Below are 26,110 nucleotides of genomic sequence, written 5' to 3'. Positions count from 1 at the left end.
CGCGGGACCGATCCGCGCGCACCGGGGCTCGCTGCTGTGCCGGTGCCCCGTGCCACCTCGACGCGGCCCCCTGGTAGCAGGGCCGGCCGCCTCGGCCGAGGAGCATCAGCCGAGGATCAGCTGCACCGGGTTGCGCTCCAGCAGCAGGACGGCCACATCGTCCGTCAGCGCGCCGCCGTTGAGCTCCTCGACCTCGGCGATCGCGCTGTCGATCAGGCGGCCCCTGGTCAGCCCGGCGGCCTGGTGGTCGCCGACGAGGTCGGCCAGCCCGTCCTGGCCGAGACGCCGGGAGCCGGCGCCGACCCGGCCCTCGATGAGCCCGTCGGTGTAGAGCAGCAGCCGCCAGCCGGGGCGGAGTTCGAGCGGGTGCGAGGGCCAGACGGCCAGGCCGTCGTCGCAGGGCAGCAGACCGAGCGCGGGGCCGGCCGGGTCGGACGGCAGCGTCACCGGCTTGTGGTCCGTGCCGAGCAGCAGCGGAGCGGGATGCCCGGCGAGGTACAGCTGCGCGTGCTCGACGGCGCCGAGTGAGCCGAGTTCGCCGGTCGCGTCGTTGGGTTCGATGACCAGCATGCAGAGCGTCGCGAAGATCTCGTCGCTGCGGCGCTCGTGCTCCAGGACGTGCTGGAGGGTGGTCAGCAGGGCCTCGCCGGTGAGGCCGGCGAAGACCAGGGTGCGCCACGCTATCCGGAGGGCGACCCCGAGGGCCGCCTCGTCCGGTCCGTGACCGCAGACATCGCCGATCACCACGTGGACGGTGCCGTCGTCGGTGCGGACGGCGTCGTAGAAGTCGCCGCCGAGCAGGGCGCGGCGGCGGCCGGGGCGGTAGCGCCGGGTGAAGGAGAGCCCGGCACCGTCCAGCAGGGGCGTGGGCAGCAGATGGCGCTGGAGGCGGGCGTTCTCCTGGCCGCGCAGCTCGGCCTCGACCAGTCGCCGCTGCGACTCGTCGGCGCGCTTGCGCTCGACGGCGTACCGCAGGGCGCGGGCCAGCAGCGGACCGTCCGTCTCGTGCTTGATCAGGAAGTCCTGTGCCCCGGCGGCCACCGCGGCGGCACCGAGTTCGGCGCCGGCGGCGTCGGTGAGCACCACGACGGCGGTGTGCGGAGCCCGCCGGAGCAGCTCGTGCAGACCTTCCAGGCCGTCGGAGGCGTCCGAGGGGTGCGGCAGGTCGGCGGGGGCGGCCAGGTCGAGCAGCACACAGCTGAAACCGGCGGCGCGCTGCCGTCCACGCCGGCCTCCCGAGGTGCCGGTCGCCAGCAGTTCGGAGGCCTGCTCCAGCCCGCGGGCCCAGTGGATCTCGATCGGAGCGCCGCTGTCGGCCACGGCGTCCTTGAGCAGCTGGGCGTCGGAGGCGTCGTCCTCGATCACCAGCAGCTTGAGCGGGGCGGCCGACGGAACGGCGGAGGAGGCGCCCCGGGAGGGGGCTCCGGCGGTGACCGACCGGGGGTGGGGTATCGGCGGAGTCGCCGTGGCCGGTCCGGCCGACTGCTCGGTGGCGGCGGGCCGAATGCGGGCGCGGTCGGTGAGGGTGCCGTCGAGGGCACCCCACAGGTCCGCGGCACCAGGTGCCCGCCCGTCTCCCGTAGCGGGCATCGACTGCTCCTCCTTTTCCCCGAGTGCGTAACGGCCGGAGCCCGTCCGCAGTGCCCGCCTGGCACTCTGCGCCGGGGAACTTCTCGCGACCATAACGTGACTCCGGGGATTTCTTCGGCCGCCCGGCGCTGTGGTGGCTCCTGCCACGCCGGTGGCGGTGCGGTGGGTACGGGGATGACGGGAACGACAGCGACAGCCGGAGCGCGCGCCCGCGAGCTCCGGAACGGACGGTGGAGGTCGGACATGACGGTGACGCGGATCACCCTGGTCGAGGGTGACATCACGGAACAGCAGGTGGACGTGGTGGTGAACGCTGCCAACTCCTCCCTGCTGGGAGGCGGTGGCGTGGATGGTGCGATCCACCGCAAGGGCGGACCGCAGATCCTGGAGGAGTGCCGAAGGCTTCGGGCCTCGCAGTACGGCAAGGGGCTGCCCACCGGGTGCGCGGTGGCGACCGCGGCGGGACGGCTGCCGGCCCGCTGGGTGGTCCACACGGTGGGGCCGGTTCATCTGGCGGAGGAGTACGACAAGAGGGCCGAGCAGCTGGCCTCGTGCTACCGCGAGTCGCTCCGGGTGGCGGTGGAGCTCGGCGCGCGCACGGTGGCCTTTCCGGCGGTGTCGGCCGGGGTGTACGGGTGGCCGCTGGACGATGCGGCCCGGATCGCCCTCGGCACCGTCGCGGCCGCGAGGTCGGGGTCGGGGGCGGGGGCGGGGGCCGTGTCGGGGTCGGGGTCGGTGGGAGAGCTGGAGGAGGTGCGGTTCGTGCTGTTCGGGGCGGAGGCGTACCGGGCGTTCGAGCGGGAGTGGCGGGCGCTGGGGCTCGACGGGGGCCGGTCGCACGGACAAGAGGCCGAGGAGGCCGAGGGGCGGGAGCCGGAGGAGCGGGCATGAGTCGTAGGGGCGTGGCGGAGCGGGAGCGGAGGGGCTGGGAGGAGGGGAAACGCCGGGTCGGAGGGGTGGCACACGAGGTGCCGGCCGAGTGCCCCCATCGTGGCGTGACGAGGCGTCAACACGCCAGAGGTATTCGATAACTCGTTCGAGTGAATCCCTGGGTTCGCTCATCCGCGCAGGCCCGAGGCCGGTCCGGCAGGCCGTCCGGTCAGGGACAGGCAGGCAGGCCGGTCCGGCCGTCCGGGCGTTCCGCCCGCCGCCCGCTACGGGGCGAGCGCCGTCCAGGGGACGGTGACCTCGCCCTGCCGCCACCGCCCGCGCGCGTCCACCAACGGCCAGCTGCCCGCCAGCGCCGTGCACGCGGCCACCCAGCGCTGCCGGGCGCCGAACGCCCCGTACGGCGCGGCGGCCGCCCAGGCGCGGTCGAAGTCCGCGAGGAAGGCGTGCACCGGCCGGCCCGGCACGTTGTGGTGGATCAGCGCCTTGGGCAGCCGCTCGGCCAGGTCGGAGGGGAGTCCGAGGCCGCCCAGCCGGGCCGCGAAGGTCACCGTCCGGGGGCCCTCCGGTCCGATCGCGACCCAGACGTGCCGGCGCCCGATCTCGTCGCAGGTCCCCTCGACCAGCAGCCCGTCCGGCGCCAGCCGGGCCCGGAGCCGGTCCCAGACGCCGGCCACCGCCGACTCGTCGTACTGCCGCAGCACGTTGGCGGCGCGGATCAGCTGGGCGGGCGCGCCGCCGTCCAGCGGCACCTCGAAGCCGCCGCGCCGGAAGGTGAGCAGCGGCGGTTCGGCGTACGGCAGCGCCGCGGCGACCCGCTCCGGCTCGATCTCGATCCCCACCACCCGGACGTTCGGCCGCACCGTCCGCAGCCGCCCGGAGAGCTCCACGGCCGTCCAGGGCGCGGCACCGTACCCGAGGTCGACGGCGACCGGCGGGCGGTCGGCGGAGCGCAGTGCCGGTCCCAGCGTGTGGGCGATCCAGCGGTCCATCCGGCGCAGCCGGTTGGTGTTGGTGGTCCCCCGGGTCACCGTCCCGACCGGGCGCCCCGTCCGTCCGCGGGCAGGCGCGGTCGCGGAGTCGAAGAAGGCGGCCATGCCGGAAATCGTACGGCCCGCCCGCGGCCGCCCGCGCCGCCCCGGCTCCGGCCGCCGCACGGGCTCGCCCCGCGGCAGACCCGGCCCGGACGGTCCGCGCCGGCCGCCCGACACACGCCCGCGCGGCGAGTCACGCGCCCCCGCCGCACCTCCTGAAGCCTTCCGACGACCCCTGCGCTCCGCTCCGCCCCGGCGCGGCGGCCCACCCGGCCGCCTCCCCGCACCACCCCGCACCACCCCGCACCACCCCGCACCGCCGCCCGGGTTCCCGGCCGTGGGCCATCTCATGGGCTGGGACGGGAATGCCGGTCGATGACCACGTGGTTGGCACACTGGTGGTGATGTGCGCCCGGACGGGGCGGCACACCGCCGCGCCACTCCCGTGACGCGGCGGTACGGCGTGGGCGGCCGCGCACACACCGAACAGCAGGCAAGCAGGCTGCAGAGACGGGCAGCTCAGAGGAGGCTTCAGCCAGGTGATCCAGCACCCCGTCCGTCCGGTACGCCGTGCCCAGCCGACCCCGCCCGTGCGGAGCCGGCTCCAGTCGCTCGTCCCGGGCCGCCAGCGCCGTCCGCGCCGGATCGCCATGCTCAGCGTCCACACCTCCCCGCTGCACCAGCCCGGTACCGGTGACGCGGGCGGGATGAACGTCTACATCGTGGAGCTGGCCAAGCGCCTCGCCGAGCTCGACATCGAGGTGGAGGTCTTCACCCGGGCGATCTGCTCGGACGACGCGCCCACCGTCGAGCTGGCCCCCGGCGTCCTGGTGCGCCACGTCACCGCCGGCCCGTACGAGGGCCTGGTGAAGGAGGACCTGCCGGCCCAGCTCTGCGCCTTCACCCACGGCGTGCTGCGCACCGAGGCCGGCCACCGCCCCGGCCACTACGACCTGGTGCACTCGCACTACTGGCTGTCCGGCCAGGTCGGCTGGCTGGCCGCCCAGCGCTGGGGCGTGCCGCTGGTGCACACCATGCACACCATGGCGAAGGTCAAGAACGCCGCGCTGGCGGAGGGCGACACCCCCGAGCCGGCCGCCCGGGTGATCGGCGAGACGCAGGTGGTGGAGGCCGCCGACCGGTTGATCGCCAACACCACCGAGGAGGCCGCCGAACTGGCGCTGCACTACGCGGCCCGGCCCGACCAGCTCGCCGTCGTCCACCCGGGCGTCAACCTGGACGTCTTCCGCCCCGGCGCCCCGGACGCGCGGGCCGCCGCGCGGGCCCGGCTGGGCCTGCCGCAGGACGCCGCCGTGCTGCTGTTCGCCGGTCGGATACAGCCGCTGAAGGCGCCGGACGTGCTGCTCCGGGCGGTCGCCGCGCTGCTGGAGGCGCGGCCCGAGCTGCGCGAGCGGCTGGTGGTCCCGGTGGTCGGCGGTCCGTCCGGCACCGGGCTGGCCAAGCCGGAGAGCCTGCACAAGCTCGCCGCCCAGCTGGGCATCGGCGACGTCGTCCGGTTCCACCGGCCGGTCGGCCAGGACCTGCTCGCCGAGTGGTACCGCGCGGCCACGGCGCTGGTGATGCCCTCGTACAGCGAGTCCTTCGGGCTGGTCGCGCTGGAGGCGCAGGCCTGTGGGACGCCGGTGGTCGCCGCGGCGGTCGGCGGCCTGCCGGTCGCCGTCCGCGACGGCGTGACGGGCACCCTGGTCCACGGCCACGATCCGCTCGCCTGGGCACACGCGCTGGAGCCGTACGTCACCGAACCGGCGCTGGTCGCCCGGCGCGGCGAGGCGGCGGCCCGGCACGCCGCCGGGTTCGGCTGGGACACCGCGGCGGCGACCACCGCCGAGGTGTACGCCGGCAGCCTGGCCCGCCCGGCCGGCCGGCTCACCGGATCCCGGCTGCGACTGGCCTGAGCCGGGGCGGCCGCCGGGGCCGGTCGGCGGAGGTGCGGGGTCGGGGCCGAGCGGCTCCGAGCCGTCCCGGCTCCCGGCCCGGGCCGGGAGTCACGGAGCCGCCACAGCTGCGCTGCTGCGCGCCACCGGTACCGCCGAGTAACGTCACCCCCATGGCAATCCGCACCAAGGACGAGGCCCTCACCCTCCTGCGTACCGCCCTGGACGACGCCGGGGTCGGCTGGGAGCCGGCCACCACCGACCCGTACACCCTGGTGGCGACCCTCCCGGGAACTCGCAAGCTGAGCACCACCTGCGCCCTGCGGGTCGGCGACCACACGCTCTCGGTGAACGCCTTCGTGATCCGCCGGCCCGACGAGAACCACGAGGCCGTCTACCGCTGGCTGCTGGAGCGCAACACCCGGATGTACGGCGTCGCCTACGCGATCGACGCGCTCGGCGACGTCTACCTGGCCGGCCGGCTGCCGCTGGAGGCGCTCACCGGGGACTCCGTCGACCGGCTGCTCGGGACGGTGCTGGAGAACGCCGACGAGCCGTTCAACACGCTGCTGGAGCTGGGCTTCGCCTCGGCGATCCGGCGCGAGTGGGAGTGGCGCACCAAGCGCGGGGAGTCCACCCGCAACCTGGCCGCCTTCGCCCACCTGGCCGCGCCGACGGCGCAGCAGTAGCGCCCCGGACGGGCGCGGCTCCGGGACGCTCCGCCTCAGCGGCCGACCGGGGCCTTCGCCGTCGCCGCCTTCGCGGTCGGCACCTTCGTCGACGCCACGTCGGCCGACGGCTCCACCCCCGACAGCTCCACCCCCGACAGGTCGACCACAGGCACCTCGACCGCCGACGCCTCGACCACCGGCGTCCGCTTCGCCGGAGCGGCGGCCGGAGCGGCGGCCGTGGCGGCGGCCGTGGCGGCGCCCGGGCGCCGCCCGAGCAGGACGTACCCCGCCGCCGCGACGGTGCCGCAGGCCGCACAGGCGCCCCACATCGCCGTGCTGCCGGCCCGCTCCAGCAGCACCCCGCCGACCGCCGGGCCGAGGAACGAGGCGAGCGACCAGGACAGCGAGTAGACGCCCTGGTAGCGGCCCCGGGCGTGGGTCGGTGACAGCTCGGCGACCAGGCCCATCATGGTCGGCGCGTTCAGGATCTCGCCGATCGTCCAGACCGCCACCGTGAACGCGTAGAACCACGCGGAGGACCCGGCGAGCATGGTCAGCCCGAAGCCCCAGCCGATGAACAGCGCGCTGGCGACCAGGAGCGCCGTCCGGTTGCGTCCCTCCATCCACCGGGTGAGCGGGATCTGCAGCACCACGATCAGCAGGCCGTTGAGGCCGATGACCAGGCCGTACTGGGTCGAGGTGATGCCGTTGCGGCCCATGTCCACGGCGAGCGTGGTGCTGCCCTGCTGGGCGACCAGCGCGAGCAGCAGGTTGAGTCCCACGACCGCCATGAACCGGCTGTCCCGGAAGACCGTGCCGAGGCCGACCGCGGGCTGGTCGACCCGGGCGGCCGGGGTGTCCGGCTTGGTCTCGGGGATCCGGACGAAGATCACTACCGCGCAGACCAGCGTGGAGAGCGCGTCCAGCAGGAAGAGCGTGAGGTAGCCGTGCGTGGCGATCAGGCCGGCGGCGGCCGCGGAGAGGCCGAAGCCGATGTTGATCGCCCAGTAGTTCAGCGAGTAGGCCCGGACCCGGTCCGCGGCCGGCACGATGTCGGCGATGATCGCCGAGGTGGCCGGGCGGGTGGCGTTGTTGCAGAAGCCGACCAGGAAGGCGACCGCGGCGATCGCCACCTGGCCGTCGGTGAAGCCCAGCACCGCCGTGAACAGCGCGGTGCCGAGCTGTGCGGCGACCAGCGTCGGGCGCCGGCCGATCCGGTCGGTCAGCACGCCGGCGACGATCGAGGCGATGGCCGAACCCAGGCCGAACAGCGAGGCGACCAGACCCGCGTACGCGGCCGAGTACCCTCGGTCGGTCGTCAGGTAGAGCGCCAGGAACGTGACGACGAACGCGCCGAGCTTGTTGATCAGGGTCGACGTCCAGAGCCACCAGAACTGCCGGGGCAGTCCGCCCACCGTTTCGCTCGCGACTCTTCGAATTCGGGCAGGAAGGGGCGAAGCGGGCATCTGAGGGCTCCCGGGCGGCAGGCGTTCCGCTGAGCGGACCGGCATGTCCGCGCTGCGGCGAGGTAAGTGTCACTAGCGCGAAGCAAACATTACACACGGGGGCGGGTCCCGACCAGCCGTTTAAACGCCTCCATTAAGCTGGGGGCCATGGCTGACACGACGTACCGACTCATCCTCCTCCGCCACGGCGAGAGCCAGTGGAACCAGAAGAACCTGTTCACCGGTTGGGTCGACGTCGACCTCAACGAGAAGGGCGAGAAGGAGGCCGCGCGTGGCGGCGAGCTCCTCGCCGCCGAGGGCCTGCTCCCCGACGTGCTGCACACCTCGCTGCTGCGCCGCGCGATCCGCACCTCGCAGATCGCCCTGGACAAGGCCGACCGCCACTGGATCCCGGTCAGCCGCAGCTGGCGTCTGAACGAGCGCCACTACGGCGCCCTCCAGGGCAAGGACAAGGCCCAGACCCTGGCCGAGTTCGGCGAGGAGCAGTTCCAGCTGTGGCGCCGCTCGTACGACACCCCGCCGCCGGCGCTGGCCGACGACGCCGAGTACTCGCAGGCCGGTGACGCCCGCTACGCCGACATCCCGAGCGAGCTGCGCCCGAACACGGAGTGCCTCAAGGACGTCGTCGACCGGATGCTCCCGTACTGGTACGACGCCATCGTCCCGGACCTCGCCGCCGGCAAGACCGTCCTGGTCACCGCCCACGGCAACAGCCTGCGCGCGCTGGTGAAGCACCTCGACGGCATCTCCGACGAGGACATCGCCGGCCTCAACATCCCGACCGGCATCCCCCTGGTCTACGAGCTGGACGCCGACTTCAAGCCGGTCGCCAAGGGTGGCCGCTACCTCGACGCGGACGCCGCCGCCGCCGCCATCGAGGCCGTCAAGAACCAGGGCAAGAAGTAACCCGCTTGCCGGTACGGCCCCGCCTCCCGCTCCGGGAGGCGGGGCCGTCGTCGTTCGGCTTCAAGGCCAATCCTCGTGCGCGGCAAGGGGGTTCGGTGTGTGGCGAGGTGGTTCAGACCATTGACGGTCGCCGTGGGGGCTCCTACCGTGTGAGCACTGTCCTGGCACAGGCATGCCAACGGATCTTCCGTGGCCGCCGCACCCCCAGGCGCGCGCGTCTGTGCCCGGCGCACTCTCCATCCACCCCCACGGAGGAGCTCCATGCGCACACGTCATCTCGTGGGAGCGGTCGTCGCCGCGCTCGCGGTTCCGCTCACCGTCGCCCTGCCGGCGCAGTCGCACGGCTACATCTCCACCCCGCCCAGCCGGGCCGCGCTCTGCGGGGCGGGTACGGTCACCGACTGCGGTGCGATCCGCTGGGAGCCGCAGAGCGTCGAGGGGTCGAAGGGCTTCCCTGGCGCCGGGCCGGCCGACGGCACCATCTGCGCCGGCGGCAACAGCCGGTTCGCCGAGCTGGACGACCCGCGCGGCGGTGCCTGGCCCACCACCAAGGTGGCGGCGGGGCAGCGGCTCACCTTCACCTGGAAGTTCACCGCTCGGCACGCGACCGCCAACTTCAAGTACTACCTGACCAAGGCCGGCTACAACGCGGGCCAGAAGGTCACCCGGGCCGGTCTGGAGCTGACGCCGTTCCTGACCGTCCCGTACAACGGCACCCAGGTGCCGAGCACGCTCAGCCACACCGCGACGATCCCGAGCGGCCGGACCGGGCACCAGGTGGTCGTGGCGGTCTGGGAGATCGCCGACACCGGCAACGCCTTCTACTCCTGCACCGACGTCCTGTTCTGATCGGCGCGCGGCACGCTGGACGCCACGCGCCGCACGCCGCGAGCGAGCGGTCGGGCGGCCGGAGGACTCCGACCCGGTGACCGGGGTGCACGACCGTCTCCCACGGCGGCCGTGCACCACGGGGCTTCGCCGGGTGCGGCGGTTCTCAGTGGCCGCAGCAGCCGCCGCTGACCCCACCGCACTGGCAGGGGGCGCCGGACTGGCAGCCGCAGCCGCAGCCCGGACCACAGCCGCAGCCGGCGGCGAGGACGGGCAGCAGCTTCGGGGCGGACGGCTCGACGATCTCGTGGGCCGGTGCCGGTCGGGTCGGGTTTGCCTTCATCGCGCTGGAACCCTCCTTGTGACGGGCACACTTCGGTGCCTACGGCATCGAGTGAAACCGCCGATCGGACGGGGCGTCAACGGGCGCGCAGTGGTGGGCGATCCGAGAAGCCGTGCGCCCTCACCACCCCTGTTCGAGGTTTACTCACCCCGCGGAGTGAGCGCCGCCGGGCCGTCGGAGCCCCGGCCCGCCACCGGCGGAGCCGGTCCACCCACCCCGACCAGCGGCGACCCACCCGTCCGGGACAGGGCCGGCCCACCGCCCGGAGCGGAGACCACGGTGCCCGGAGCGGACACGGCGCCGCCCCCGGCGGCGGGACCGACCCTGCCTCCGGGGGCGCCGTGCCGTACCGGGGTCACTCCCCGGCGGCCTCCGAGGAGGCGATGAACTCGCCCACGTGCTCGCCGGTCACCAGGTACACCACGCGCTTGGCCACCGAGACCGCGTGGTCCGCGAAGCGCTCGTAGTAGCGGCCGACCAGCGTGACGTCGACCGCGGTCTCGATCCCGTGCTGCCAGCGGTCGTCGATCAGGTGCGCGAACAGGTCGCGGTGCAGCGCGTCGATCGCGTCGTCGTCCTGCTCCAGCTCCAGCGCCTTGTCGACGTCCTTGGTGGCGATCACCAGGCCGGCCTTGGCCACCAGCCGCTGGGCGAGCTGGCCCATCTCCAGGACGGTCGCGTGCAGGTCGCGCGGCACCGCCGACTCGGGGTAGCGCAGCCGCGCGACCTTGGCCACGTGCCGGGCCAGGTCGCCGCAGCGCTCCAGGTCGGCGCTCATCCGCAGCGAGGTGACGACGATGCGCAGGTCGGTGGCGACCGGCTGCTGGCGGGCGAGCAGGTCGATCGCCCGGTTCTCCAGCTCGTGGTGCAGGTTGTTGATCCTCTCGTCGGCGGCGATCACGCTCTCCGCCAGCGCCAGGTCCGCGTCGAGGAGCGCGGTGGTGGCCCGGCCCAGGGCCGAGCCGACCAGCCGGGCCATCTCGATCAGGCTGTCGCCGATCGAGTCGAGTTCCTCGTGGTACGCGTCGCGCATGCTCTCTCCTCAGTAGCTGTGTCGGTGGCGGTGCCGACCGGTCATCCCGTACGACCGTCGGTAGGGCGTACGAATGACCGCTGCTGGTGGCGCGCATCGTACGCGCGCACCGGGGACGACGGACAGGCGTTCGATCCACCGTTCCTTCCCACACGGGCTGCGCGACCAACTCTGGGCCGCCCGGGCGACCACGCACGACCCGTGCGGTGAATCGGCAGCTACGTGGAGGTGAATTCTCGGCAACGGGCGGCCGATCCCTTGATCCGACCCTGGAGGAGTGGCCACGTCATGCGCTTAGGCTGGCGGTATGGACGTGAACGTGGCCGCCGCCGCTGCCTGCGCCATAGCCGGGCTCGGCGTCGGCCTCACGGCCTCCATCGCCTTCCGTTGGAGCGAGCGCGAACAGGCCAAGGGCAGGTACGGCGGCACCAACGGCAGAACCCGACAGCAGGGGCTCAACAACCCCACCCATGAACCTCCCCTTCCCCCCGGGGTCGACACCGTCCTCTCCGTGCTGCGCTCCTGCGCGATCGTGCTCGGCGAGGGCGACGAGGTGGTCAAGGCCAGCTCCGCGGCGTACGCGATGGGACTGGTGCGCGGCGGCGCGGTCGCCATCGACCAGATGCTCTCGCTGGCCCGGGCCACCCGCCGGGACGGTGAGATCCGCCAGGTCGAGCTGGAGGTGCCCCGCCCCGGTGCGGCGCGGGCCGCCGAGCCGCTCGCGGTGTCGGTCCGGGTCGCCCCGCTGGGCTCCCGGCTGGTCCTGGTCCTGGTCGAGGACCAGACCGACCGCCGCCGGGTCGAGGCGGTCCGCCGCGACTTCGTCGCCAACGTCAGCCACGAACTCAAGACCCCGGTCGGCGCGCTCTCGCTGCTCTCCGAGGCGGTCGCCGACGCGTCCGACGACCCGGAGGCGGTGCAGCGCTTCGCCGGCCGGATGCAGATCGAGGCGACCAGGCTGGCCAGCCTGGTCCAGGAGATCATCGACCTCTCCCGGGTCCAGGACGACCGGCTGATGGTCGACCCGGAGCCGGTCGCGGTGGACGAGCTGATCGCGGAGGCGATCGACCGCTGCCGCCAGCAGGCCGCCGCCAAGCAGATCCTGATCGCGGCCGGCGGCATCGCCGGCCTCTACCTGCACGGCCACCGCGGCCAGCTGGCCGCGGCGCTCGGCAACCTGGTCGAGAACGCCGTGAACTACAGCCCGCCGAGGACCAGGGTCGCGATCGCCACCCGCCGGATCTCCAGTGCCGCCGCCCTCGGCGAGGCCGACGGCGAGCTGATCGAGATCTCGGTGACCGACCAGGGCATCGGCATCTCCGAGAAGGACCGCGAGCGGGTGTTCGAACGGTTCTACCGGGTCGACCCGGCCCGGTCCCGGGCGACCGGCGGCACCGGCCTCGGCCTCTCCATCGTCAAGCACGTGGCCGCCTCGCACGGCGGCACCGTCTCGGTGTGGAGCGTCGAGGGCCAGGGCTCCACCTTCACCGTGCGCCTGCCCGCCGGGCAGGCCCCCGAGGACCACACGCTCCCCGCCGGGGAGTCCGCGCAACCCCTGTCAGACACAACCCCCCAGCTTGCCCCGGAGGCCTGATCGTGACCCGAGTACTGGTGGTCGAGGACGAGGAGTCGTTCAGCGACGCTCTCTCGTACATGCTCCGCAAGGAGGGCTTCGAGGTGGCCATCGCCGCCACCGGCCCCGACGCCCTGGAGCAGTTCGAACGGAACGGCGCCGATCTCGTCCTGCTCGACCTGATGCTGCCGGGCCTGCCCGGCACCGAGGTCTGCCGCCAGCTCCGGGTGCGCTCGAACGTCCCGGTGATCATGGTCACCGCCAAGGACAGCGAGATCGACAAGGTCGTCGGCCTGGAAATAGGTGCGGACGACTACGTGACCAAGCCCTACTCCACCCGTGAGCTGGTGGCCCGGATCCGTGCGGTGCTGCGCCGGCGCGGCGAGGCCGAGGGCCCCGGCGACGGTGGCGGCCCGGGCGCGCTGGAGGCGGGCCCGGTCCGGATGGACGTCGACCGCCACGTGGTGACCGTCGACGGCGCCAAGGTCGACCTCCCGCTCAAGGAGTTCGACCTGCTGGAGATGCTGCTGCGCAACGCGGGCCGGGTGCTCACCCGGATGCAGCTGATCGACCGGGTCTGGGGCGCCGACTACGTCGGGGACACCAAGACGCTCGACGTCCACGTGAAGCGCCTGCGGGCGAAGATCGAGCCGGACCCGGGCGCGCCGCGCTACCTGGTCACGGTCCGTGGCCTCGGCTACAAGTTCGAGCCGTAGACCGGACGACCGGGACCTCTGTGCCGGGGGGCGAGCGGCTCGACAGAGCCGCCCACTCCGCCGGCGCGGACCGGGCGGACCGGGCGGACCCACGAAGGACCCCTCCGAGCAGCCGCCCGGAGGGGTCCTTCGCGTGCGCGACCGAGCCCGGCCGGCCCTCCGCGGGTCCGCCTCCGCGGTGCCCGGACCCCGCGTTCGCGGGACCGGGCGCCGGAGGCGGCGGGTCAGTGGGAGCCGGCGGTCGGCGAGGCGGTGCCGGCCGGAGTGGCCGCACCGGTGCCGGCCGCGGTACCGGAGGGGGTGGCGGTGCCCGAGGGGGTGGCGGCACCGGCCGAGGCGCTGGGCGAGCCGGCGGCCTTGGACGGCACGGCGGCGGGGGAGGCGGTCGGGCCCCAGCCCTTGTACAGACCCTTGTTCGGGCTGACCGCGGCCTCGGTCGCGACCTTCTCGCCGTTCTTGAAGGCGAAGGCGGTGGGCACGAAGCCACCGACGTGGACGCTGGCCGAGGCGACCTTGGCGGAGGGGTTGCCTTCGCCGCCGATCAGCACGGCGCCGCCGGCCGGGACGACGATGCTGCCCAGCGGGGCGCCCTTCTGGTCGGCGAAGGCGGCGGCCCCGCCGTCGCCCACGACGATGGACTGGAGCTCGACGGGCTCCGTCCCGGTGTTGCTGATGTTCACCGACACGTTGGCCGGACCGGTGTGCTCGCCGGAGGACTCGTCCCCGGTGATGACAACGATGTTGTTCAGCCGGAGGTCGGTGCCGACCGTCGCGTAGGCGTTGTCGGGCTTGATCTCCAGAGTCTCCGCCTTGTTGCCGGCCGAGCAGGACGACAGCGAGGCGATGGCGAGGGCGGCGATGGCGGCGATGCTGCCGACTCGAATGCTGCGGCTCACGGCGGCGGCTTCTCCTAGGTCACATGTCGGGTGGTCAGGCCTCAGATTATCGACCTCGCTTATGCGCTCCTCACGGGGTGGTCCCCGTGTCGCGCTCCGGGAGTCCGCCCGGCGCCCGGACGGCGGCACCCCGCCACGCCCGGAGACGACCGGCGGGGCGGCGTCGGCGGGGCCTCGCGCCCGGCACCGGCAACGGCCCGGGCCCGGACGGCGGTACGGCTCCGACCTCGGCCGCGACCCGGCGCCGTACTCGTGGCAACACACCGGCGTGTCCTGGTCAAGTGTCGACCAAGATCGGATCACGATCGGGAAACGGCCCGATAAACGGTGAAATCTCAAGATCCAATCACGGTTTCAGGAGTGTTGCCGCAGGTTTCGGGAGGTACCGGAACCGCCTCCGACCTGCGGGAAGCCCGCGCCGAAGGTCGCCCGCAGCACGTCATGGGGGTCCTTGTCAAGCCCCGAGACCGGCCCTGACCTGCGAAAACGCCCTTCGGGTGCGCCGAAAAGCGTGTTATTCTGGAAAGCCACGGAAGGGGTCCTGTCACATGACGTTCAAGGTTGGCGACACGGTGGTCTACCCCCATCACGGGGCCGCGCTGATCGAGGCCATCGAAATTCGCCAGATCAAAGGTGTGGACAAGACCTACCTGGTCCTCAAGGTGCAGCAGGGAGACCTGACGCTCCGGGTGCCCGCCGAGAACGCGGAGTTCGTCGGCGTGCGCGATGTAGTCGGCCAGGAGGGTCTGGACCGGGTCTTCGAGGTGCTTCGCGCACCGTACACCGAAGAGCCGACCAACTGGTCCCGTCGCTACAAGGCAAACCTGGAGAAGCTCGCTTCGGGTGACGTTATCAAGGTCGCCGAGGTTGTGCGCGATCTCTGGCGTCGCGAGCGCGAGCGCGGTCTGTCCGCCGGTGAGAAGCGCATGCTCGCCAAGGCGCGCCAGATCCTCGTCAGCGAGCTCGCGCTGGCCGAGAACACCAACGAGGACAAGGCGGAGACGCTGCTCGACGAGGTGCTCGCCTCGTAGCGCAGTCGGGCTCGCGCCCACCGCTCACACGTTCACAGCGCCCGATGCCGGCGCGCCGCTCATCGGACGAACCGTCCTGGAGTGGTGCAGTGGCACTTCGGGCGCTGAGGCGTGTCCGGACGACGCCCCCGCACCCGAGCCGGTCGGCCCCGGGCCCGCATGACCGTTTCTGCGTGTTCTGTGGGCGGGAGACCGTGGAGCTTTTCGGAAGGGGTCCCGCGCGCCCGTCGTGCACGCCATGGCCATACCCACTTCGCCGAAGGAGTGAAACCTGAACGCCACAGGAGCAGTTGCAGCAGCGGTGGTGCCCGCCGCGGGACGCGGTGAGCGACTGGGGCCCGGAGCCCCGAAGGCCCTGCGGGAGCTGGGCGGGGTGCCGCTCCTGGTGCACGCCGTCAGGGCGCTGACCCGCAGCCGGGCGGTCGGGCTGGTCGTGGTCGCGGCGCCGGCCGACGGCGTGGCCGAGGTGGTCGGACTGCTCGACACCCACGGCCTGGACGGCAAGGACATCCGGGTCGTGCCGGGCGGGGCGACCCGCCAGGAGTCGGTCCGGCTGGGCCTCGCCGCGATCCCGGCCGAGGTGGAGATCGTCCTGGTGCACGACGCGGCGCGTCCGCTCGTGCCGGTCGAGGTGGTGGACGCCGTCGCGGCCGCCGTCCGCGGCGGGGCGGAGGCGGTGGTGCCCGCCGTGCCGCTCGCGGACACGGTGAAGCGGGTCGAGCCGCGGCCGGGTGGTCCCGAGCCGGTGCTCGACACGCCCGACCGTTCCACCCTGCGGGCCGTGCAGACTCCGCAGGGCTTCCGCCGGGAGACGCTGGCCGAGGTGCACGAGAAGGCGCTCGCCGAGGAGGCCGCCGCGGGGGCCGACGCCCTGCCGGCGGTCACCGACGACGCGGGCCTGGTGGAGCGCTTCGGCGGCCGGGTGGTGGTGGTGCCCGGCCACGAGGAGGCGTTCAAGGTGACCCGTCCGCTGGACCTCGTGCTCGCCGAGGCCGTTCTCGCCCGCCGGAGGGCCGCCGATGCCTACTGATCCCACGGCCTCCGGCCCGCGCGCCGAGGACGCGGCGCCGACCGCCCACGCCCCGGTGCCGCCCGCCGCGGACTCGCGGCCGCCGCTGATCCCCCGGGTGGGGATCGGCACCGATGTGCACGCCTTCGAGGCCGGGCGCCCGCTCTGGGTGGCCGGCCTGGAATGGCCGGGCGCCGAGTACGGCCTGGCCGGGCACTCCGACGCCGACGTGGCCGCGCACGCCTCCTGCGACGCGCTGTTCTCGGCCGCCGGGATCGGGGACCTGGGCGCGCACTTCGGCACCGACCGGCCGGAGTGGTCGGGCGCGTCCGGCGTCCGGCTGCTCGGCGAGGCGGCCCGGCTGGTGCGCGAGGCCGGTTTCGAGATCGGCAACGTCTCCGTCCAGGTGATCGGTGTCCGGCCGAAGATCGGCAAGCGGCGCGCCGAGGCGCAGGCCGCGCTCTCGGCGGCGGTCGGCGCGCCGGTCTCGGTCTCCGGGACGACGACGGACGGCCTCGGCCTCACCGGCCGGGCCGAGGGGCTCGCGGCGATCGCCACCGCGCTGGTGTACGAGCGCCGCTGACCCCGGGGCGCACCAGGAGCGCCGGACAGCGGCAGGGGCGGCCCGGGGGCGGTAGTAGGAGCGGTGGCGGCGGCCGGTAGGCCGTCCGGGTGGTCCGGGCCGGGAATACCCGGCCCGTGACGGGTGTTCAGGAGCCTTGGCCGGTGCCCGAGTCGCTACCGTTCGGAGCGGGCCGAGCGAGGCCCACCCGCTCACCGCGGGCCGTCCGACGCCGCTTGACGAGAAGAGGTCCCCGATGGCCGCACAGCTCTCCGACCGGGCCAAGGCCCTGATCGACGGCAAGAGCTTCGCCGTGGTCTCCACCATCCAGCCCGACGGCAGCCCCCAGTCCTCGGTGGTCTGGGTCAAGCGGGACGGCGACGACGTCCTCTTCTCCACGGTGGAGGGCCGCCGCAAGCACCTCAACCTGCTGAAGGACCCGCGGATCTCGCTGGTGGTCAACCCGCCGGAGAGCCCCTACTCCTACGTGGAGTTGCGCGGCGAGGCCACCCTCACCCGGGAGGGCGGCAAGGAGCTGATCGACGAGCTGGCGCGCAAGTACCGCGGCGAGGAGTCCTACGGCTACGACGGCCCGGAGGACGTCCGGGTGGTGGTCCGGCTCAGCCCGCGCAAGGTGGTCGGCAACCTCTGAGAGAGCCAGGCGGAGCGGGTGACTCCGGTAGGCCATGAAGAAGAAACGGCGTAGCCGCGGTATTGACATTCGAGAATGTCGCGGGGCACCCCCTCATGCCCACTACGCTTGACGCTGTGAGCATTCGCCTGTACGACACCAGCACCCGCCAGGTACGCGACTTCGTCCCGCTTGTACCGGGTTGTGTCTCGATCTACCTGTGCGGCGCTACCGTCCAGTCGGCGCCACACATCGGGCACATCCGGTCCGGGCTCAACTTCGACATCATGCAGCGGTGGTTCGCCTACCGCGGCTACCAGGTGACCTTCGCGCGCAACGTCACCGACATCGACGACAAGGTCATCGCCAAGGAGCGCCAGCTCGGTACGCCGTGGTGGCAGATCGCCTACGCCAACGAGCGGGCCTTCAACGACGGCTACGCGGCGCTCGGCTGCCTCCCGCCGACCGTCGAGCCGCGGGCCACCGGGCACATCCCCGAGATGATCGAGATGATGCGGACGCTCATCGCCAAGGGGCACGCCTACGCGTCGGACGGCAACGTCTACTTCGACGTGAAGTCCTTCCCCGGCTACCTCGAACTCTCCAACCAGAAGCTGGAGAACCTGCGCCAGCCCGAGGGCGAGGGCGAGACCGGCAAGCGCGACCCGCGCGACTTCGCGATGTGGAAGTCCGCCAAGGCCGGTGAGCCGAGCTGGGAGACCCCGTGGGGCGGCGGCCGTCCCGGCTGGCACCTGGAGTGCTCCGCGATGGCGCACAAGTACCTGGGCCGGGCCTTCGACATCCACGGCGGCGGGATCGACCTGATCTTCCCGCACCACGAGAACGAGATCGCCCAGTCCAAGGCGTACGGCGACGACTTCGCGAACTTCTGGGTGCACAACGCCTGGGTCACCATGAGCGGCGAGAAGATGAGCAAGTCGCTCGGCAACTCGGTGCTGGTCTCCGAGATGGTCGAGCGCTGGCGTCCGATCGTGCTCCGGTACTACCTGGCGGCCCCGCACTACCGCTCGATGATCGAGTACAGCGAGGAGTCGCTGCGCGAGGCCGAGGCCGGGTTCGGCCGGATCGAGGGCTTCGTCCAGCGCGTGGTCGAGCGCTGCGGCGCGGTCGACGCGGCGCCCGAGGTGCCGCCGGCCTTCGCCGAGGCGATGGACGACGACCTGGGCGTTCCCCAGGCGCTGGCCATCGTGCACACCGCCGTCCGCCAGGGCAACAGCGCCCTCACCGCGGACGACAAGGAGAACGCGGTGGCGCGTCTGGCCGAGGTCCGTGCGATGCTCGGAGTACTGGGCCTCGACCCGCTGGACCCGCAGTGGACCGGGGCCGAGCACGGTGAGGACCTCCACGGGGTCGTCGACTCGCTGGTCAGGCTGGTCCTGGAGCAGCGGCAGGCGGCCCGGACCCGCAAGGACTTCGCCACCGCGGATGCCATCCGTGACCAGCTCGGCGAGGCCGGGCTGGCGATCGAGGACACCCCGTCCGGCCCGCGCTGGACGATCAACAACCAGTAACTCCATCCGAGCGATGGGGTGAGGGTGGGCCGTACCGAACCGGTGCGGCCCTCCCGCATGACGTAGCGCATGTCGTCGGCCGGCACCGGGTTCACGGTGCGGCCGGGCATGCCGGACAGACAGGAAGTACAGCCATGGCCGGCAACAGTGCACGCAGGAACCGCCGCAACCCCGGGTCGAAGAAGGGCGCGAGTGTCGGTACCGGCGGCCACAGCCGGAAGGCGCTCCAGGGCAAGGGCCCGACGCCCCCCGGCGCGGAGCGCAAGGGGCACCCGAAGCAGCGCGCGGCCAACGCCGCGGTCAAGCGCGAGCGGGACGCCAAGGCCCGGGCCGGCATGCGCCGGGCCGGCGGTGGCGGCAAGGGCGGCCGTGGCGGTGCCGGCGCGGCGGAGCTGGTCTTCGGCCGCAACTCGGTGGTCGAGGCCCTGCAGGGCGGGGTGCCGGCCACCGCGCTCTACGTCCTGCAGTTCATCGACACCGACGACCGGGTGCGCGACGCCTTCCAGGCCGCCAACGACCGGGGCATCCCGCTGATGGAGGCCCCGCGCCCGCAGCTGGACCAGATGACCGGCAACATGAACCACCAGGGCCTGGTGCTGCAGGTCCCGCCGTACGAGTACGCGCACCCCGAGGACCTGCTGGCGCAGGCCGCGGACAACGGCGAGGACGCGCTGATCATGGCGCTCGACGGGGTCACCGACTCGCGCAACCTCGGCGCCGTGGTCCGCTCCGCCGCCGCCTTCGGCGCGCACGGCGTGGTCATCCCCGAGCGCCGGGCGGCGGGCATGACCGCCGGTGCCTGGAAGACCTCCTCCGGTGCCGCGGCGCGGCTGCCCGTCGCCCGGGCCACCAACCTGACCCGGACGCTGGAGGCCTACCAGAAGGCCGGCGTGATGGTGGTCGGCCTGGCCGCCGACGGCGAGGCCGAGATCGGTGACCTGGAGGCGCTGGCCGGTCCGGTCGTGATCGTCGCGGGCAGCGAGGGCAAGGGCCTGTCCCGGCTGGTCTCGGAGACCTGTGACATCCGCGTGCGGATCCCGATGCCGGGTGCCACCGAGTCGCTGAACGCCGGCGTCGCCGCGGGCATCGTGCTGTACGAGGCCGCGCGCCTGCGCAGCAAGGTCGGCTGACCCCTCCCGACGCGCGGCCCGGCCGGGCCGTCGTACCGCGGCGGTCCCGACCGGGCCGGTGGGCGGTACGGCGGTCCGGCCGGGCCGTTTCCGCGCCCGGGCGAGCCGTTTCGCCGCAGCACAGCGGGGTCGGGCGGCGCAGGAGATCTTCCGGATTCTCCGCAGTCCGCCCGCAATTCGGGTGAAAGCGATCGGGCCCGACCGGGCCCGATCGCTTTTCTCATGATCACTTCAAGTGGGCGCCGGACATCCACTCGGGAGAGTGTCCTAACCGGGTGTCACCCGGTTAGACGGGTGTGGACACCAGAACACCTCGGCGCCCCCTCCTGGGCAACGGCAGCACCGGGATAGACGCGGGCCCCGGCCTCAATACCGTCAAGGTGCCGTCCGACCCCGCGCGCCTCAGCGTCACCCAGGCCAGCTTCCGGCTGCGGCTCGGCACCCCGGTGGCGCCGCTGATCGACGCCCCGGCCGGAGCGCTCTCCACCGGGGCCGCGTTCGGCGACCCGTACGCCGGCCAGGGCCTGATCCGCCGTCCGCTGGTCACCCCGCAGGTGGTCGTGCCCGCCTCGGCCGTACCGGCGCTCGCCGGGGCCGGCGGTGCCGGCGCGCCGCGGCGCAAGGGCCGGGTCACCGCCGTCACCTGGAGCGGCCAGGCGCCCCCCGGGGACCAGGCGGCCACCCGGCTGCTGGAGGCCGTCCGGTTGACCGGCGTGCCCGCGCCGGCCGGGGTCGGCGGGCGCGCCCCGGGCGGCTCCACGGCCGACGACGACACCCGGGTGATCCCGTCGTACGCGGGTGCCCGGACGGTCCCGCGCCAGCCGCGCGAGGGCGCCGGTACCGCCACCGAGGCGGGCGTCGGCCCGGTCGGCGCGCCCCAGGGCTGGACGCCCAGCGGCGAGCTGCCCGAGGTCTCCGCCACCGCCGGTGAGGGCAAGCCGCCGTGGTACCCCGGCCGCCGGGTGGACCTCGGCCTGGTGCTGCTGCCGTTGCGCGCGGTGCTGGGCTCGCTCTCGGTCTACGCCGGGTTCAGCAAGCTCTGCGACCCGGTGTACTTCGACGGCGGCGAGCGCGGCTCGATGATGCGCTGGCTCTCCTCGCTGCACCCCTGGAAGGTCGCCGAACCGCTGCTGTCGTTCGCGATGGCGCACCCGGTGGGCTCGGGGCTGGTGGTCTCGTTCACCGAGATCGTGGTGGGCGTGCTGACCGTCCTGGGCCTCTGGCAGCGGCTCGCGGCCGGAGCGGCGATGCTGCTCTCCGCCGCCCTGCTGTTCACCGTCAGCTGGCGGGCCGTGCCGGTCTACGACACGCCCGACCTGATCTTCCTGGCGGCCTGGAGCCCGCTGCTGATCGCCGGAGCGCCGTTCGCCTCGTTGGACGGGCGGCTCAACCTGGAGGCGTGGCGCCGCCACGGCCCGGGCGCGCCGGCGGCACTGCGCCGGCGGGTGCTGCGGCGCGGTGCGGTGGTCACCGCGGTCGTGGTCGGCCTGACCCTGCTGCTCGGGTCGATGCTGGGCGCGGCGGTCCGCACCGGCGGCCGTCCGCACCCCGGGCCGTCCCGGCCGGCGACGGACTACGGCACGCCGGTCTGGCCGAGTGGCGGGCCCTCCGCCACCCCCGGTGGGCAGGGGCCGTCCACCTCGCCCGCGCCCGCGCGGCCGGCCTCGCCGGCGGCCGGCTCGTCCGCGCCGTCGTCCTCGGCGCCGGCCCAGGGCGCGGCCTCGCCGAAGGCCGGGACGCCCACGCCGAGCGGCAAGGCGCGGTCCACCAAGCCGGAGAGCGGTCCGAGTTCGGCCCCGGCGGCGCCGCAGACCGCGGCCCCGGCCGCCTCGGCGCCCGCGTCGCGCAGCACCCCGGCGCCGGGCAACGGTTCGGGGGCGGCGCCCAAGCCGAGCCCGAGCAGCAGCTCCGGCTCGGGGCTGCTCGGCGGCGTGCTGGGCAGCGGGCCGCTGGCCGAGCTGTCCGGCGGCGGGGCCCGGAGCTCCCGGCCGGGGTCGCCGACGGCGACCTGACGGGCCGTCGGGCCCTTCGGGGACGACAGGTGGCCGGGTGCTCCGTGGGGGAGCACCCGGCTACCTGCTCGTGGTCCCGGGGCCGGGGGCCCGTGGGCCCGCCGCCGGGGTGGGTTACCGGGGCGTGTGGCCGGCTCCGGCGGCGAGTTCCTTGGCCGCCTCGGTGAGGTCCTTCGCGGTGTCGATGGCGCGCCAGTAGACGCCCTGCGGCAGCTGGTACCCCGCCAGGCGCTTGCCGCGCGCGAGTTGGGGGAACGTGGTCCGCTCGTGGTCCCCGACGTCCGGCAGCAGCTCGGCGAACTCCGGACTGAAGACGTACAGGCCGGCGTTGATCAGGAAGGGCGAGGGCGGCGCCTCGATGAAGTCCAGCACGTTGCCGAACTGGTCCGTCTCCACCGCGCCCCACGGGATGCGCGGACGGGCCAGGGCGAGCGTCGCTACGGCGTCCCGCTCGTGGTGGAAGGCGGCCATGTCGCGCAGGCTGAAGCGGGTCCAGATGTCGCCGTTGGTGGCGTACCAGGGCTCGTCCGGCCGGGGCAGCGCCTTGGCGGCGTACTTCAGCCCGCCGCCGCGGCCCAGCGGTTCGGCCTCGACGACGGTGCGGACCTTCAGCGGCAGGTCGGTCCGGTCGAGCCACTCCTCCAGCACACCGGCCAGGTGACCGCACGAGATGACCACGTCGGTGACGCCCTCGGAGGCGAGCCAGGAGAGCTGGTGTCCGAGGATCGGCGTCCCCGTGCCGGGGATCTCGACCAGCGGCTTCGGCCGGTCGTCCGTGTAGGGCCGCAGCCGGGAGCCCTGGCCGCCGGCCAGGATGACGGCCTGGGTGACGGCCGTCGTGCCGGGCGGGGCCGCCGACGGCTGTGGTGCCTGAGCCGTCTGCGGAGCCTGCGGTGCCTGCTGTGCCTGGGCGGACGTGAGGTCGGCGGCGGGGCCGGAGTCAGCGGTCATGCCTGCACAATAGGGCGGCCGCCGGGGCGTGGCACCCCTAGGCGGCGACCCCGGAGGCGAACGAGCCGTCACAGACCGGCCGGGCGAAGGACCGGGCGCGCTGGACGTCCCCCTGGTACTTGCGCACGGCCGCCTTGCCGAGCTCACCGGCGAGCGAGGTGCAGTACGGCGTCAGGGCCGGCTGCTCGCGCATCGAGCGCTCCAGCAGGTCCAGCGCGCTGCCCGGGTTGTGCGCGCGCAACTCCTCCAGCAGGGCCACGCGCAGGGCGTCCTGCGGAGCCAGGCCCTCCGGGGCCTTGGCCGCGGGCACCCGGCCGATGCCGGCGCCGTCCTCGCTGGAGGCTGCCACGACCTGCTGGTCCAGCCCGGTCGGCGGAGCCCACGGCACCCTGGTCACGGCGAGGGTGCCGGTGGTCACCAGGACCACGGGCAGGGTCAGGGCGATGGTCTGGCCGATTCGGCGAACTAGCTGCTTCACGCTCAGGAGAGTAGCGCTGGGTGGGGCCCGGATCGCCCTCCGTTACACCATCGAGTGACGTGGTGTCCGGGTTCGTCCCTTCACCGTGTTGACGCGGGCGGTGCGGACGGCCGAACGACGGCCGAACGACGGCGGAGCCCCGCCGGACCGCGTGGTCCGGCGGGGCTCCGCCCGGGTCGTTCGCCGCCGCGAGCGTCAGTTGCTCAGGCGGGCACCGCTGCTGGTGGAGAACACGTGGGTCTCGTTGGCGATCGGCACGACGTGGATGGTCTCGCCGCGCTGCGGGATCTGGCGGCCGTGCACGCGCACGACCAGGTCCTTGTCCTCGCCGCCGAGCTTGGTGGTGCCGTAGACGAAGCCGTCCGAGCCGAGTTCCTCGACCACGTTGACGGTCACGGCGACGCCCTCGATGCCGCCGGCCGGGACGATCTCGAAGTGCTCTGGGCGGACGCCGACGGTCACCGACTTGTCGGTGCCGGCGCCGGAGAGGTCCTCGCGGGAGATGTTGACGATCGAGCCGCCGAACTTCACCCCGCCGTCCACCAGCGGCACGTCGATCAGGTTCATCGCGGGCGAGCCGATGAAGCCGGCCACGAAGAGGTTGGCGGGCCGGTCGTACATGTTGCGCGGGGTGTCGACCTGCTGCAGCACGCCGCCCTTGAGCACCGCGACGCGGTCGCCCATGGTGAGCGCCTCGGTCTGGTCGTGGGTGACGTACACGGTGGTGATGCCCAGGCGGCGCTGCAGGCCCGCGATCTGGGTGCGGGTGGAGACGCGGAGCTTGGCGTCGAGGTTCGACAGCGGCTCGTCCATCAGGAAGACCTGCGGCTCGCGGACGATCGCGCGGCCCATGGCGACACGCTGGCGCTGACCGCCGGAGAGCGCCTTCGGCTTGCGGTCCAGGTACTCGGTGAGGTCGAGGATCTTCGCGGCCTCTTCGACCTTGGTGCGGATCTCGGTCTTGTTGACGCCCGCGATCTTGAGCGCGAAGCCCATGTTCTCCGCGACGGTCATGTGCGGGTAGAGCGCGTAGTTCTGGAACACCATGGCGATGTCCCGGTCCTTCGGCGGCAGGTGCGTGACGTCGCGGTCACCGATGCGGATCGCGCCGGCGTTCACGTCCTCCAGGCCGGCCAGCATCCGGAGGCTGGTGGACTTGCCACAGCCGGAGGGGCCGACCAGGACGAGGAACTCGCCGTCCGCGATCTCCAGGTCCAGCGCGTCCACGGAGGGCTTGTCGGACCCGGGGTAGACACGGGTCGCCTTGTCGTACGTCACAGAAGCCATGGCTGTGCTCTCCTTCACCGGCAGGAACGTGCCGGACGATCCGAGTAAAGGTGGATGTCGTGCGCGGGCCCGCTCCTGGTCCGAACCACGGCGCGGGTCAACTCCGGGCGACGCTACCTGCGCCTACGCCGCTTGTCAGCCCCCGGACCCCTGGAATTCGGCATCGGTTCCATCACGCCCGCCCCGCCCGCGATCCCCCGGATATGCCACCACCGCCCCACGGCCGCCCGGTAGACTGCCCCCGGTGCCGCCGTGACCTCGTCGCGGACGGTCACCATGCCTCCTTAGCTCAGCTGGCCAGAGCACCGCTCTTGTAAAGCGGGGGTCGTCGGTTCGAACCCGACAGGGGGCTCGGTGCTCGAAGGGCCGGTCGGGCCGGGGTGATCCCGGGCGGACCGGCCCTTCGTCGTCGTGGGGCGGGAGGCCCGGTCGCCCCGGCCGTCAGGCGCCCAGCTCCTCCACGTGGCCCCGCCGTCCCCGATCGGGTTGCCTGACGACTGGTCAGCGTGTTTGCGGCGCAATGGTCGTGAGCGCCGCCGGTCGGCCATGGGGGCGGTCAGGGGCCGCGGGCGAGGAGGGGCTCCCGGGCCCCTCGCGAGGTGGCGGGTGCGCCGCGGAGCGTGGCCGGCCGGGCCCGGAGGGGCGCCCGCGGTCGTGCGGCGGGCACGGGTGCCGGAGCGGTCGTACGGTGGAGGGGCGGGGGCGAACGGAGGAGGTTGGCCATGCCCGGTTCTCTCACCATCAGCCACCACGAGGCGGCGGTCGCCCTCGATCACGCGGATGCCAAGCGCCTCGCCACGGTGCTGGAGGAGCTCGCGTACCTGCTGGAGATCCCGGGGCCGAACCGGATCAACGAAGCGCAGCTCGACGCCCTGTGCGAGGGCCGGGCGGCCGACCGGACCGAGCTGTCCCGGTGGTCGCGCGGGATCGCCGCCGAGCTGAAGGGGCGGCTCTAGGGACGGTCCGGCCACGCCGGGCGGACCCGCCGTACGATGGCGAGCGGGGCGGGTGGTCCTCGCGCGCCCCGCGGGTACCGGCGTGGCCGGTGGCCGGCCCGGCGGAGGAGGGCGGGGGCCCGAGCGTGTCGCAGTCCGTGTCACAGCCCACGGCGATGTCCTGGATGACGGTGGAGACGCCGCTGCCGAGCGGTCCGATGCACATCGCGGTGACGCCGCTGGGAGTGGCGGCGGCGGGCTACCTGGGGCAGCCGGGCGAGCGGCCGCCGTGCACCGACCGGTCGAAGATCGACGCGGTCACCGGGCGGATAGCCGAGTACCTCGCGGGCGGGCGGCGGGAGTTGGGGCTGCCCATCGACTGGAGCCTGAGCACCGGACCGCATCGCGCGGTGCTGCGGACGCTCTGGCACGAGGTGCCGTTCGGGCGGACCATCACCTACGGCGAACTGGCGGCCCGCAGCGGGGTGTTCGAGGGTGTCACGGAGCCGGGGCTGGCGGCCAGGACGGTCGGGCAGATGATGGCGGCCAATCCCGTCGCGCTGCTGGTGCCGTGCCACCGCGTGGTGGCGGCGGACGGCATCGGCGGATTCGGCGGCGGCCGGGTCGGGATCGACGTCAAGCGCTGGCTGCTCACGCTGGAGGGCGTGCTGGAGCCGACGCTGGACTGGGACGGCCCGCTGTAGCGGGGCCGG

The 26,110-nt window shown here is 73.6% G+C and carries 25 protein-coding genes and 1 tRNA gene; 17 read left to right on the top strand and 9 right to left on the bottom strand.

Translation table 11 applies throughout. The features are described 5' to 3' along the window. Positions 1-105 precede the first annotated feature (105 nt). Positions 106-1,590, bottom strand: coding sequence for a SpoIIE family protein phosphatase (locus tag ACFWA9_RS05380; RefSeq protein ID WP_352286086.1), 1,485 nt, complete (start codon positions 1,588-1,590; stop codon positions 106-108). 243 nt (positions 1,591-1,833) lie between these two features. Here ACFWA9_RS05380 and ACFWA9_RS05375 point away from each other — a divergent pair, with 243 nt between their 5' ends. Then, positions 1,834-2,481, top strand: a complete 648-nt coding sequence (locus tag ACFWA9_RS05375) for an O-acetyl-ADP-ribose deacetylase (protein WP_380383292.1) — start codon at positions 1,834-1,836, stop codon at positions 2,479-2,481. A gap of 263 nt (positions 2,482-2,744) precedes the next feature. Here ACFWA9_RS05375 and ACFWA9_RS05370 read toward each other — a convergent pair whose 3' ends face one another. Further along, the gene (locus ACFWA9_RS05370) at positions 2,745-3,575 is read right to left on the bottom strand and encodes a class I SAM-dependent methyltransferase (protein WP_380383290.1); all 831 of its coding nucleotides are present in this window, start codon (positions 3,573-3,575) and stop codon (positions 2,745-2,747) included. 476 nt (positions 3,576-4,051) lie between these two features. Here ACFWA9_RS05370 and mshA point away from each other — a divergent pair, with 476 nt between their 5' ends. Both mshA and ACFWA9_RS05360 read left to right on the top strand, forming a co-directional pair. Beyond that, positions 4,052-5,428 carry a D-inositol-3-phosphate glycosyltransferase gene (mshA, locus tag ACFWA9_RS05365; protein ID WP_380383288.1) on the top strand — a complete coding sequence of 459 codons (1,377 nt, stop codon included), beginning with the start codon at positions 4,052-4,054 and terminating at the stop codon, positions 5,426-5,428. Positions 5,429-5,580: 152 nt separating this feature from the next. Then, positions 5,581-6,096 (top strand): YbjN domain-containing protein, encoded by a 516-nt coding sequence (locus ACFWA9_RS05360; protein ID WP_380383287.1) that lies wholly within the window; start codon positions 5,581-5,583, stop codon positions 6,094-6,096. A gap of 35 nt (positions 6,097-6,131) precedes the next feature. Here ACFWA9_RS05360 and ACFWA9_RS05355 read toward each other — a convergent pair whose 3' ends face one another. Further along, positions 6,132-7,544, bottom strand: coding sequence for an MDR family MFS transporter (locus tag ACFWA9_RS05355; protein WP_380383285.1), 1,413 nt, complete (start codon positions 7,542-7,544; stop codon positions 6,132-6,134). A 147-nt stretch (positions 7,545-7,691) separates the two neighbouring features. Here ACFWA9_RS05355 and ACFWA9_RS05350 point away from each other — a divergent pair, with 147 nt between their 5' ends. After that, entirely contained in the window at positions 7,692-8,450 is a 759-nt protein-coding gene (locus tag ACFWA9_RS05350) for a phosphoglyceromutase (RefSeq protein WP_329488392.1), read from the top strand. 261 nt (positions 8,451-8,711) lie between these two features. Beyond that, positions 8,712-9,299 (top strand): lytic polysaccharide monooxygenase, encoded by a 588-nt coding sequence (locus tag ACFWA9_RS05345; protein ID WP_380383283.1) that lies wholly within the window; start codon positions 8,712-8,714, stop codon positions 9,297-9,299. 145 nt (positions 9,300-9,444) lie between these two features. On the opposite strand, the gene ACFWA9_RS05340 is transcribed toward ACFWA9_RS05345, so the two are convergent. Both ACFWA9_RS05340 and phoU read right to left on the bottom strand, forming a co-directional pair. Next, a complete protein-coding gene (locus tag ACFWA9_RS05340; RefSeq protein WP_380383281.1) occupies positions 9,445-9,621 on the bottom strand; it encodes a hypothetical protein in 177 nt (58 codons plus the stop codon). Positions 9,622-9,976: 355 nt separating this feature from the next. After that, the gene (gene phoU, locus ACFWA9_RS05335; RefSeq protein WP_359805202.1) at positions 9,977-10,654 is read right to left on the bottom strand and encodes a phosphate signaling complex protein PhoU; all 678 of its coding nucleotides are present in this window, start codon (positions 10,652-10,654) and stop codon (positions 9,977-9,979) included. A gap of 307 nt (positions 10,655-10,961) precedes the next feature. Between phoU and ACFWA9_RS05330 the strand changes: the two genes are divergently transcribed. Both ACFWA9_RS05330 and ACFWA9_RS05325 read left to right on the top strand, forming a co-directional pair. After that, on the top strand, positions 10,962-12,248 hold the full coding sequence (locus ACFWA9_RS05330) for an ATP-binding protein (RefSeq protein ID WP_329488388.1): 1,287 nt from the start codon (positions 10,962-10,964) through the stop codon (positions 12,246-12,248). A gap of 2 nt (positions 12,249-12,250) precedes the next feature. After that, positions 12,251-12,943 carry a response regulator transcription factor gene (locus ACFWA9_RS05325; RefSeq protein ID WP_238863613.1) on the top strand — a complete coding sequence of 231 codons (693 nt, stop codon included), beginning with the start codon at positions 12,251-12,253 and terminating at the stop codon, positions 12,941-12,943. A gap of 224 nt (positions 12,944-13,167) precedes the next feature. Here ACFWA9_RS05325 and ACFWA9_RS05320 read toward each other — a convergent pair whose 3' ends face one another. Continuing rightward, positions 13,168-13,839, bottom strand: coding sequence for a DUF461 domain-containing protein (locus ACFWA9_RS05320; RefSeq protein WP_380383279.1), 672 nt, complete (start codon positions 13,837-13,839; stop codon positions 13,168-13,170). Between the two features lie 548 nt (positions 13,840-14,387). Between ACFWA9_RS05320 and ACFWA9_RS05315 the strand changes: the two genes are divergently transcribed. From ACFWA9_RS05315 to ACFWA9_RS05285, 7 genes are all read left to right on the top strand, one after another. Beyond that, entirely contained in the window at positions 14,388-14,870 is a 483-nt protein-coding gene (locus ACFWA9_RS05315; RefSeq protein WP_030244332.1) for a CarD family transcriptional regulator, read from the top strand. Positions 14,871-15,141: 271 nt separating this feature from the next. Beyond that, on the top strand, positions 15,142-15,900 hold the full coding sequence (gene ispD / locus ACFWA9_RS05310) for a 2-C-methyl-D-erythritol 4-phosphate cytidylyltransferase (RefSeq protein WP_329492152.1): 759 nt from the start codon (positions 15,142-15,144) through the stop codon (positions 15,898-15,900). Further along, positions 15,890-16,462, top strand: coding sequence for a 2-C-methyl-D-erythritol 2,4-cyclodiphosphate synthase (ispF, locus tag ACFWA9_RS05305; protein WP_380383277.1), 573 nt, complete (start codon positions 15,890-15,892; stop codon positions 16,460-16,462). The genes ispD and ispF overlap by 11 nt, the downstream gene beginning before the upstream one ends. Before the next feature lie 235 nt (positions 16,463-16,697). Beyond that, positions 16,698-17,093, top strand: coding sequence for a PPOX class F420-dependent oxidoreductase (locus ACFWA9_RS05300; RefSeq protein WP_329488383.1), 396 nt, complete (start codon positions 16,698-16,700; stop codon positions 17,091-17,093). A gap of 116 nt (positions 17,094-17,209) precedes the next feature. Beyond that, complete coding sequence (cysS, locus tag ACFWA9_RS05295; protein WP_380383275.1) at positions 17,210-18,604, top strand: cysteine--tRNA ligase; 1,395 nt, start codon at positions 17,210-17,212, stop codon at positions 18,602-18,604. Positions 18,605-18,738: 134 nt separating this feature from the next. Further along, positions 18,739-19,734, top strand: coding sequence for a 23S rRNA (guanosine(2251)-2'-O)-methyltransferase RlmB (gene rlmB, locus ACFWA9_RS05290; RefSeq protein WP_352286100.1), 996 nt, complete (start codon positions 18,739-18,741; stop codon positions 19,732-19,734). A gap of 380 nt (positions 19,735-20,114) precedes the next feature. Then, positions 20,115-21,746 carry a DoxX family membrane protein gene (locus ACFWA9_RS05285; RefSeq protein WP_380383273.1) on the top strand — a complete coding sequence of 544 codons (1,632 nt, stop codon included), beginning with the start codon at positions 20,115-20,117 and terminating at the stop codon, positions 21,744-21,746. A gap of 114 nt (positions 21,747-21,860) precedes the next feature. On the opposite strand, the gene ACFWA9_RS05280 is transcribed toward ACFWA9_RS05285, so the two are convergent. The 3 genes from ACFWA9_RS05280 to ACFWA9_RS05270 form a co-directional block, all read right to left on the bottom strand. After that, positions 21,861-22,697: an NDP-sugar synthase gene (locus tag ACFWA9_RS05280; RefSeq protein WP_380383271.1), complete on the bottom strand. Its 837-nt coding sequence runs from the start codon at positions 22,695-22,697 to the stop codon at positions 21,861-21,863. Positions 22,698-22,734: 37 nt separating this feature from the next. Next, positions 22,735-23,175 (bottom strand): hypothetical protein, encoded by a 441-nt coding sequence (locus ACFWA9_RS05275; RefSeq protein ID WP_329488377.1) that lies wholly within the window; start codon positions 23,173-23,175, stop codon positions 22,735-22,737. Positions 23,176-23,370: 195 nt separating this feature from the next. After that, a complete protein-coding gene (locus tag ACFWA9_RS05270; RefSeq protein WP_329488376.1) occupies positions 23,371-24,462 on the bottom strand; it encodes a sn-glycerol-3-phosphate ABC transporter ATP-binding protein UgpC in 1,092 nt (363 codons plus the stop codon). Positions 24,463-24,740: 278 nt separating this feature from the next. On the opposite strand from ACFWA9_RS05270, the gene ACFWA9_RS05265 reads away from it, so the two are divergent. The 3 genes from ACFWA9_RS05265 (at position 24,741) to ACFWA9_RS05255 (ending at position 26,101) form a co-directional block, all read left to right on the top strand. Beyond that, positions 24,741-24,814 (top strand) — tRNA-Thr (locus ACFWA9_RS05265). Between the two features lie 370 nt (positions 24,815-25,184). Further along, positions 25,185-25,418 carry a hypothetical protein gene (locus tag ACFWA9_RS05260; protein WP_329488375.1) on the top strand — a complete coding sequence of 78 codons (234 nt, stop codon included), beginning with the start codon at positions 25,185-25,187 and terminating at the stop codon, positions 25,416-25,418. A 137-nt stretch (positions 25,419-25,555) separates the two neighbouring features. Next, a complete protein-coding gene (locus tag ACFWA9_RS05255) occupies positions 25,556-26,101 on the top strand; it encodes a methylated-DNA--[protein]-cysteine S-methyltransferase (RefSeq protein ID WP_329488373.1) in 546 nt (181 codons plus the stop codon). Positions 26,102-26,110: the final 9 nt, after the last annotated feature.

The sequence above is a fragment of the Kitasatospora sp. NPDC059973 genome, assembly GCF_042737525.1.
In the GTDB taxonomy this organism is placed as follows: Bacteria; Actinomycetota; Actinomycetes; order Streptomycetales; family Streptomycetaceae; genus Kitasatospora.
The sequence above is the reverse complement of the archived record's forward strand: the minus strand, read 5'-3'. Positions and strand labels throughout refer to the sequence as shown.

Excerpts from the sequence above, each read along its gene's own strand:
- ACFWA9_RS05380 (WP_352286086.1), bottom strand. The coding sequence starts at position 1,590 with ATGCCCGCTACGGGAGACGGGCGGGCACCTGGTGCCGCGGACCTGTGG.
- ACFWA9_RS05375 (WP_380383292.1), top strand. The coding sequence starts at position 1,834 with ATGACGGTGACGCGGATCACCCTGGTCGAGGGTGACATCACGGAACAG.
- ACFWA9_RS05370 (WP_380383290.1), bottom strand. The coding sequence starts at position 3,575 with ATGGCCGCCTTCTTCGACTCCGCGACCGCGCCTGCCCGCGGACGGACG.
- ACFWA9_RS05360 (WP_380383287.1), top strand. The coding sequence starts at position 5,581 with ATGGCAATCCGCACCAAGGACGAGGCCCTCACCCTCCTGCGTACCGCC.
- ACFWA9_RS05355 (WP_380383285.1), bottom strand. The coding sequence starts at position 7,544 with ATGCCCGCTTCGCCCCTTCCTGCCCGAATTCGAAGAGTCGCGAGCGAA.
- ACFWA9_RS05350 (WP_329488392.1), top strand. The coding sequence starts at position 7,692 with ATGGCTGACACGACGTACCGACTCATCCTCCTCCGCCACGGCGAGAGC.
- ACFWA9_RS05345 (WP_380383283.1), top strand. The coding sequence starts at position 8,712 with ATGCGCACACGTCATCTCGTGGGAGCGGTCGTCGCCGCGCTCGCGGTT.
- ACFWA9_RS05340 (WP_380383281.1), bottom strand. The coding sequence starts at position 9,621 with ATGAAGGCAAACCCGACCCGACCGGCACCGGCCCACGAGATCGTCGAG.
- phoU (WP_359805202.1), bottom strand. The coding sequence starts at position 10,654 with ATGCGCGACGCGTACCACGAGGAACTCGACTCGATCGGCGACAGCCTG.
- ACFWA9_RS05330 (WP_329488388.1), top strand. The coding sequence starts at position 10,962 with ATGGACGTGAACGTGGCCGCCGCCGCTGCCTGCGCCATAGCCGGGCTC.
- ACFWA9_RS05315 (WP_030244332.1), top strand. The coding sequence starts at position 14,388 with ATGACGTTCAAGGTTGGCGACACGGTGGTCTACCCCCATCACGGGGCC.
- ispF (WP_380383277.1), top strand. The coding sequence starts at position 15,890 with ATGCCTACTGATCCCACGGCCTCCGGCCCGCGCGCCGAGGACGCGGCG.
- ACFWA9_RS05300 (WP_329488383.1), top strand. The coding sequence starts at position 16,698 with ATGGCCGCACAGCTCTCCGACCGGGCCAAGGCCCTGATCGACGGCAAG.
- rlmB (WP_352286100.1), top strand. The coding sequence starts at position 18,739 with ATGGCCGGCAACAGTGCACGCAGGAACCGCCGCAACCCCGGGTCGAAG.
- ACFWA9_RS05280 (WP_380383271.1), bottom strand. The coding sequence starts at position 22,697 with ATGACCGCTGACTCCGGCCCCGCCGCCGACCTCACGTCCGCCCAGGCA.
- ACFWA9_RS05270 (WP_329488376.1), bottom strand. The coding sequence starts at position 24,462 with ATGGCTTCTGTGACGTACGACAAGGCGACCCGTGTCTACCCCGGGTCC.
- ACFWA9_RS05260 (WP_329488375.1), top strand. The coding sequence starts at position 25,185 with ATGCCCGGTTCTCTCACCATCAGCCACCACGAGGCGGCGGTCGCCCTC.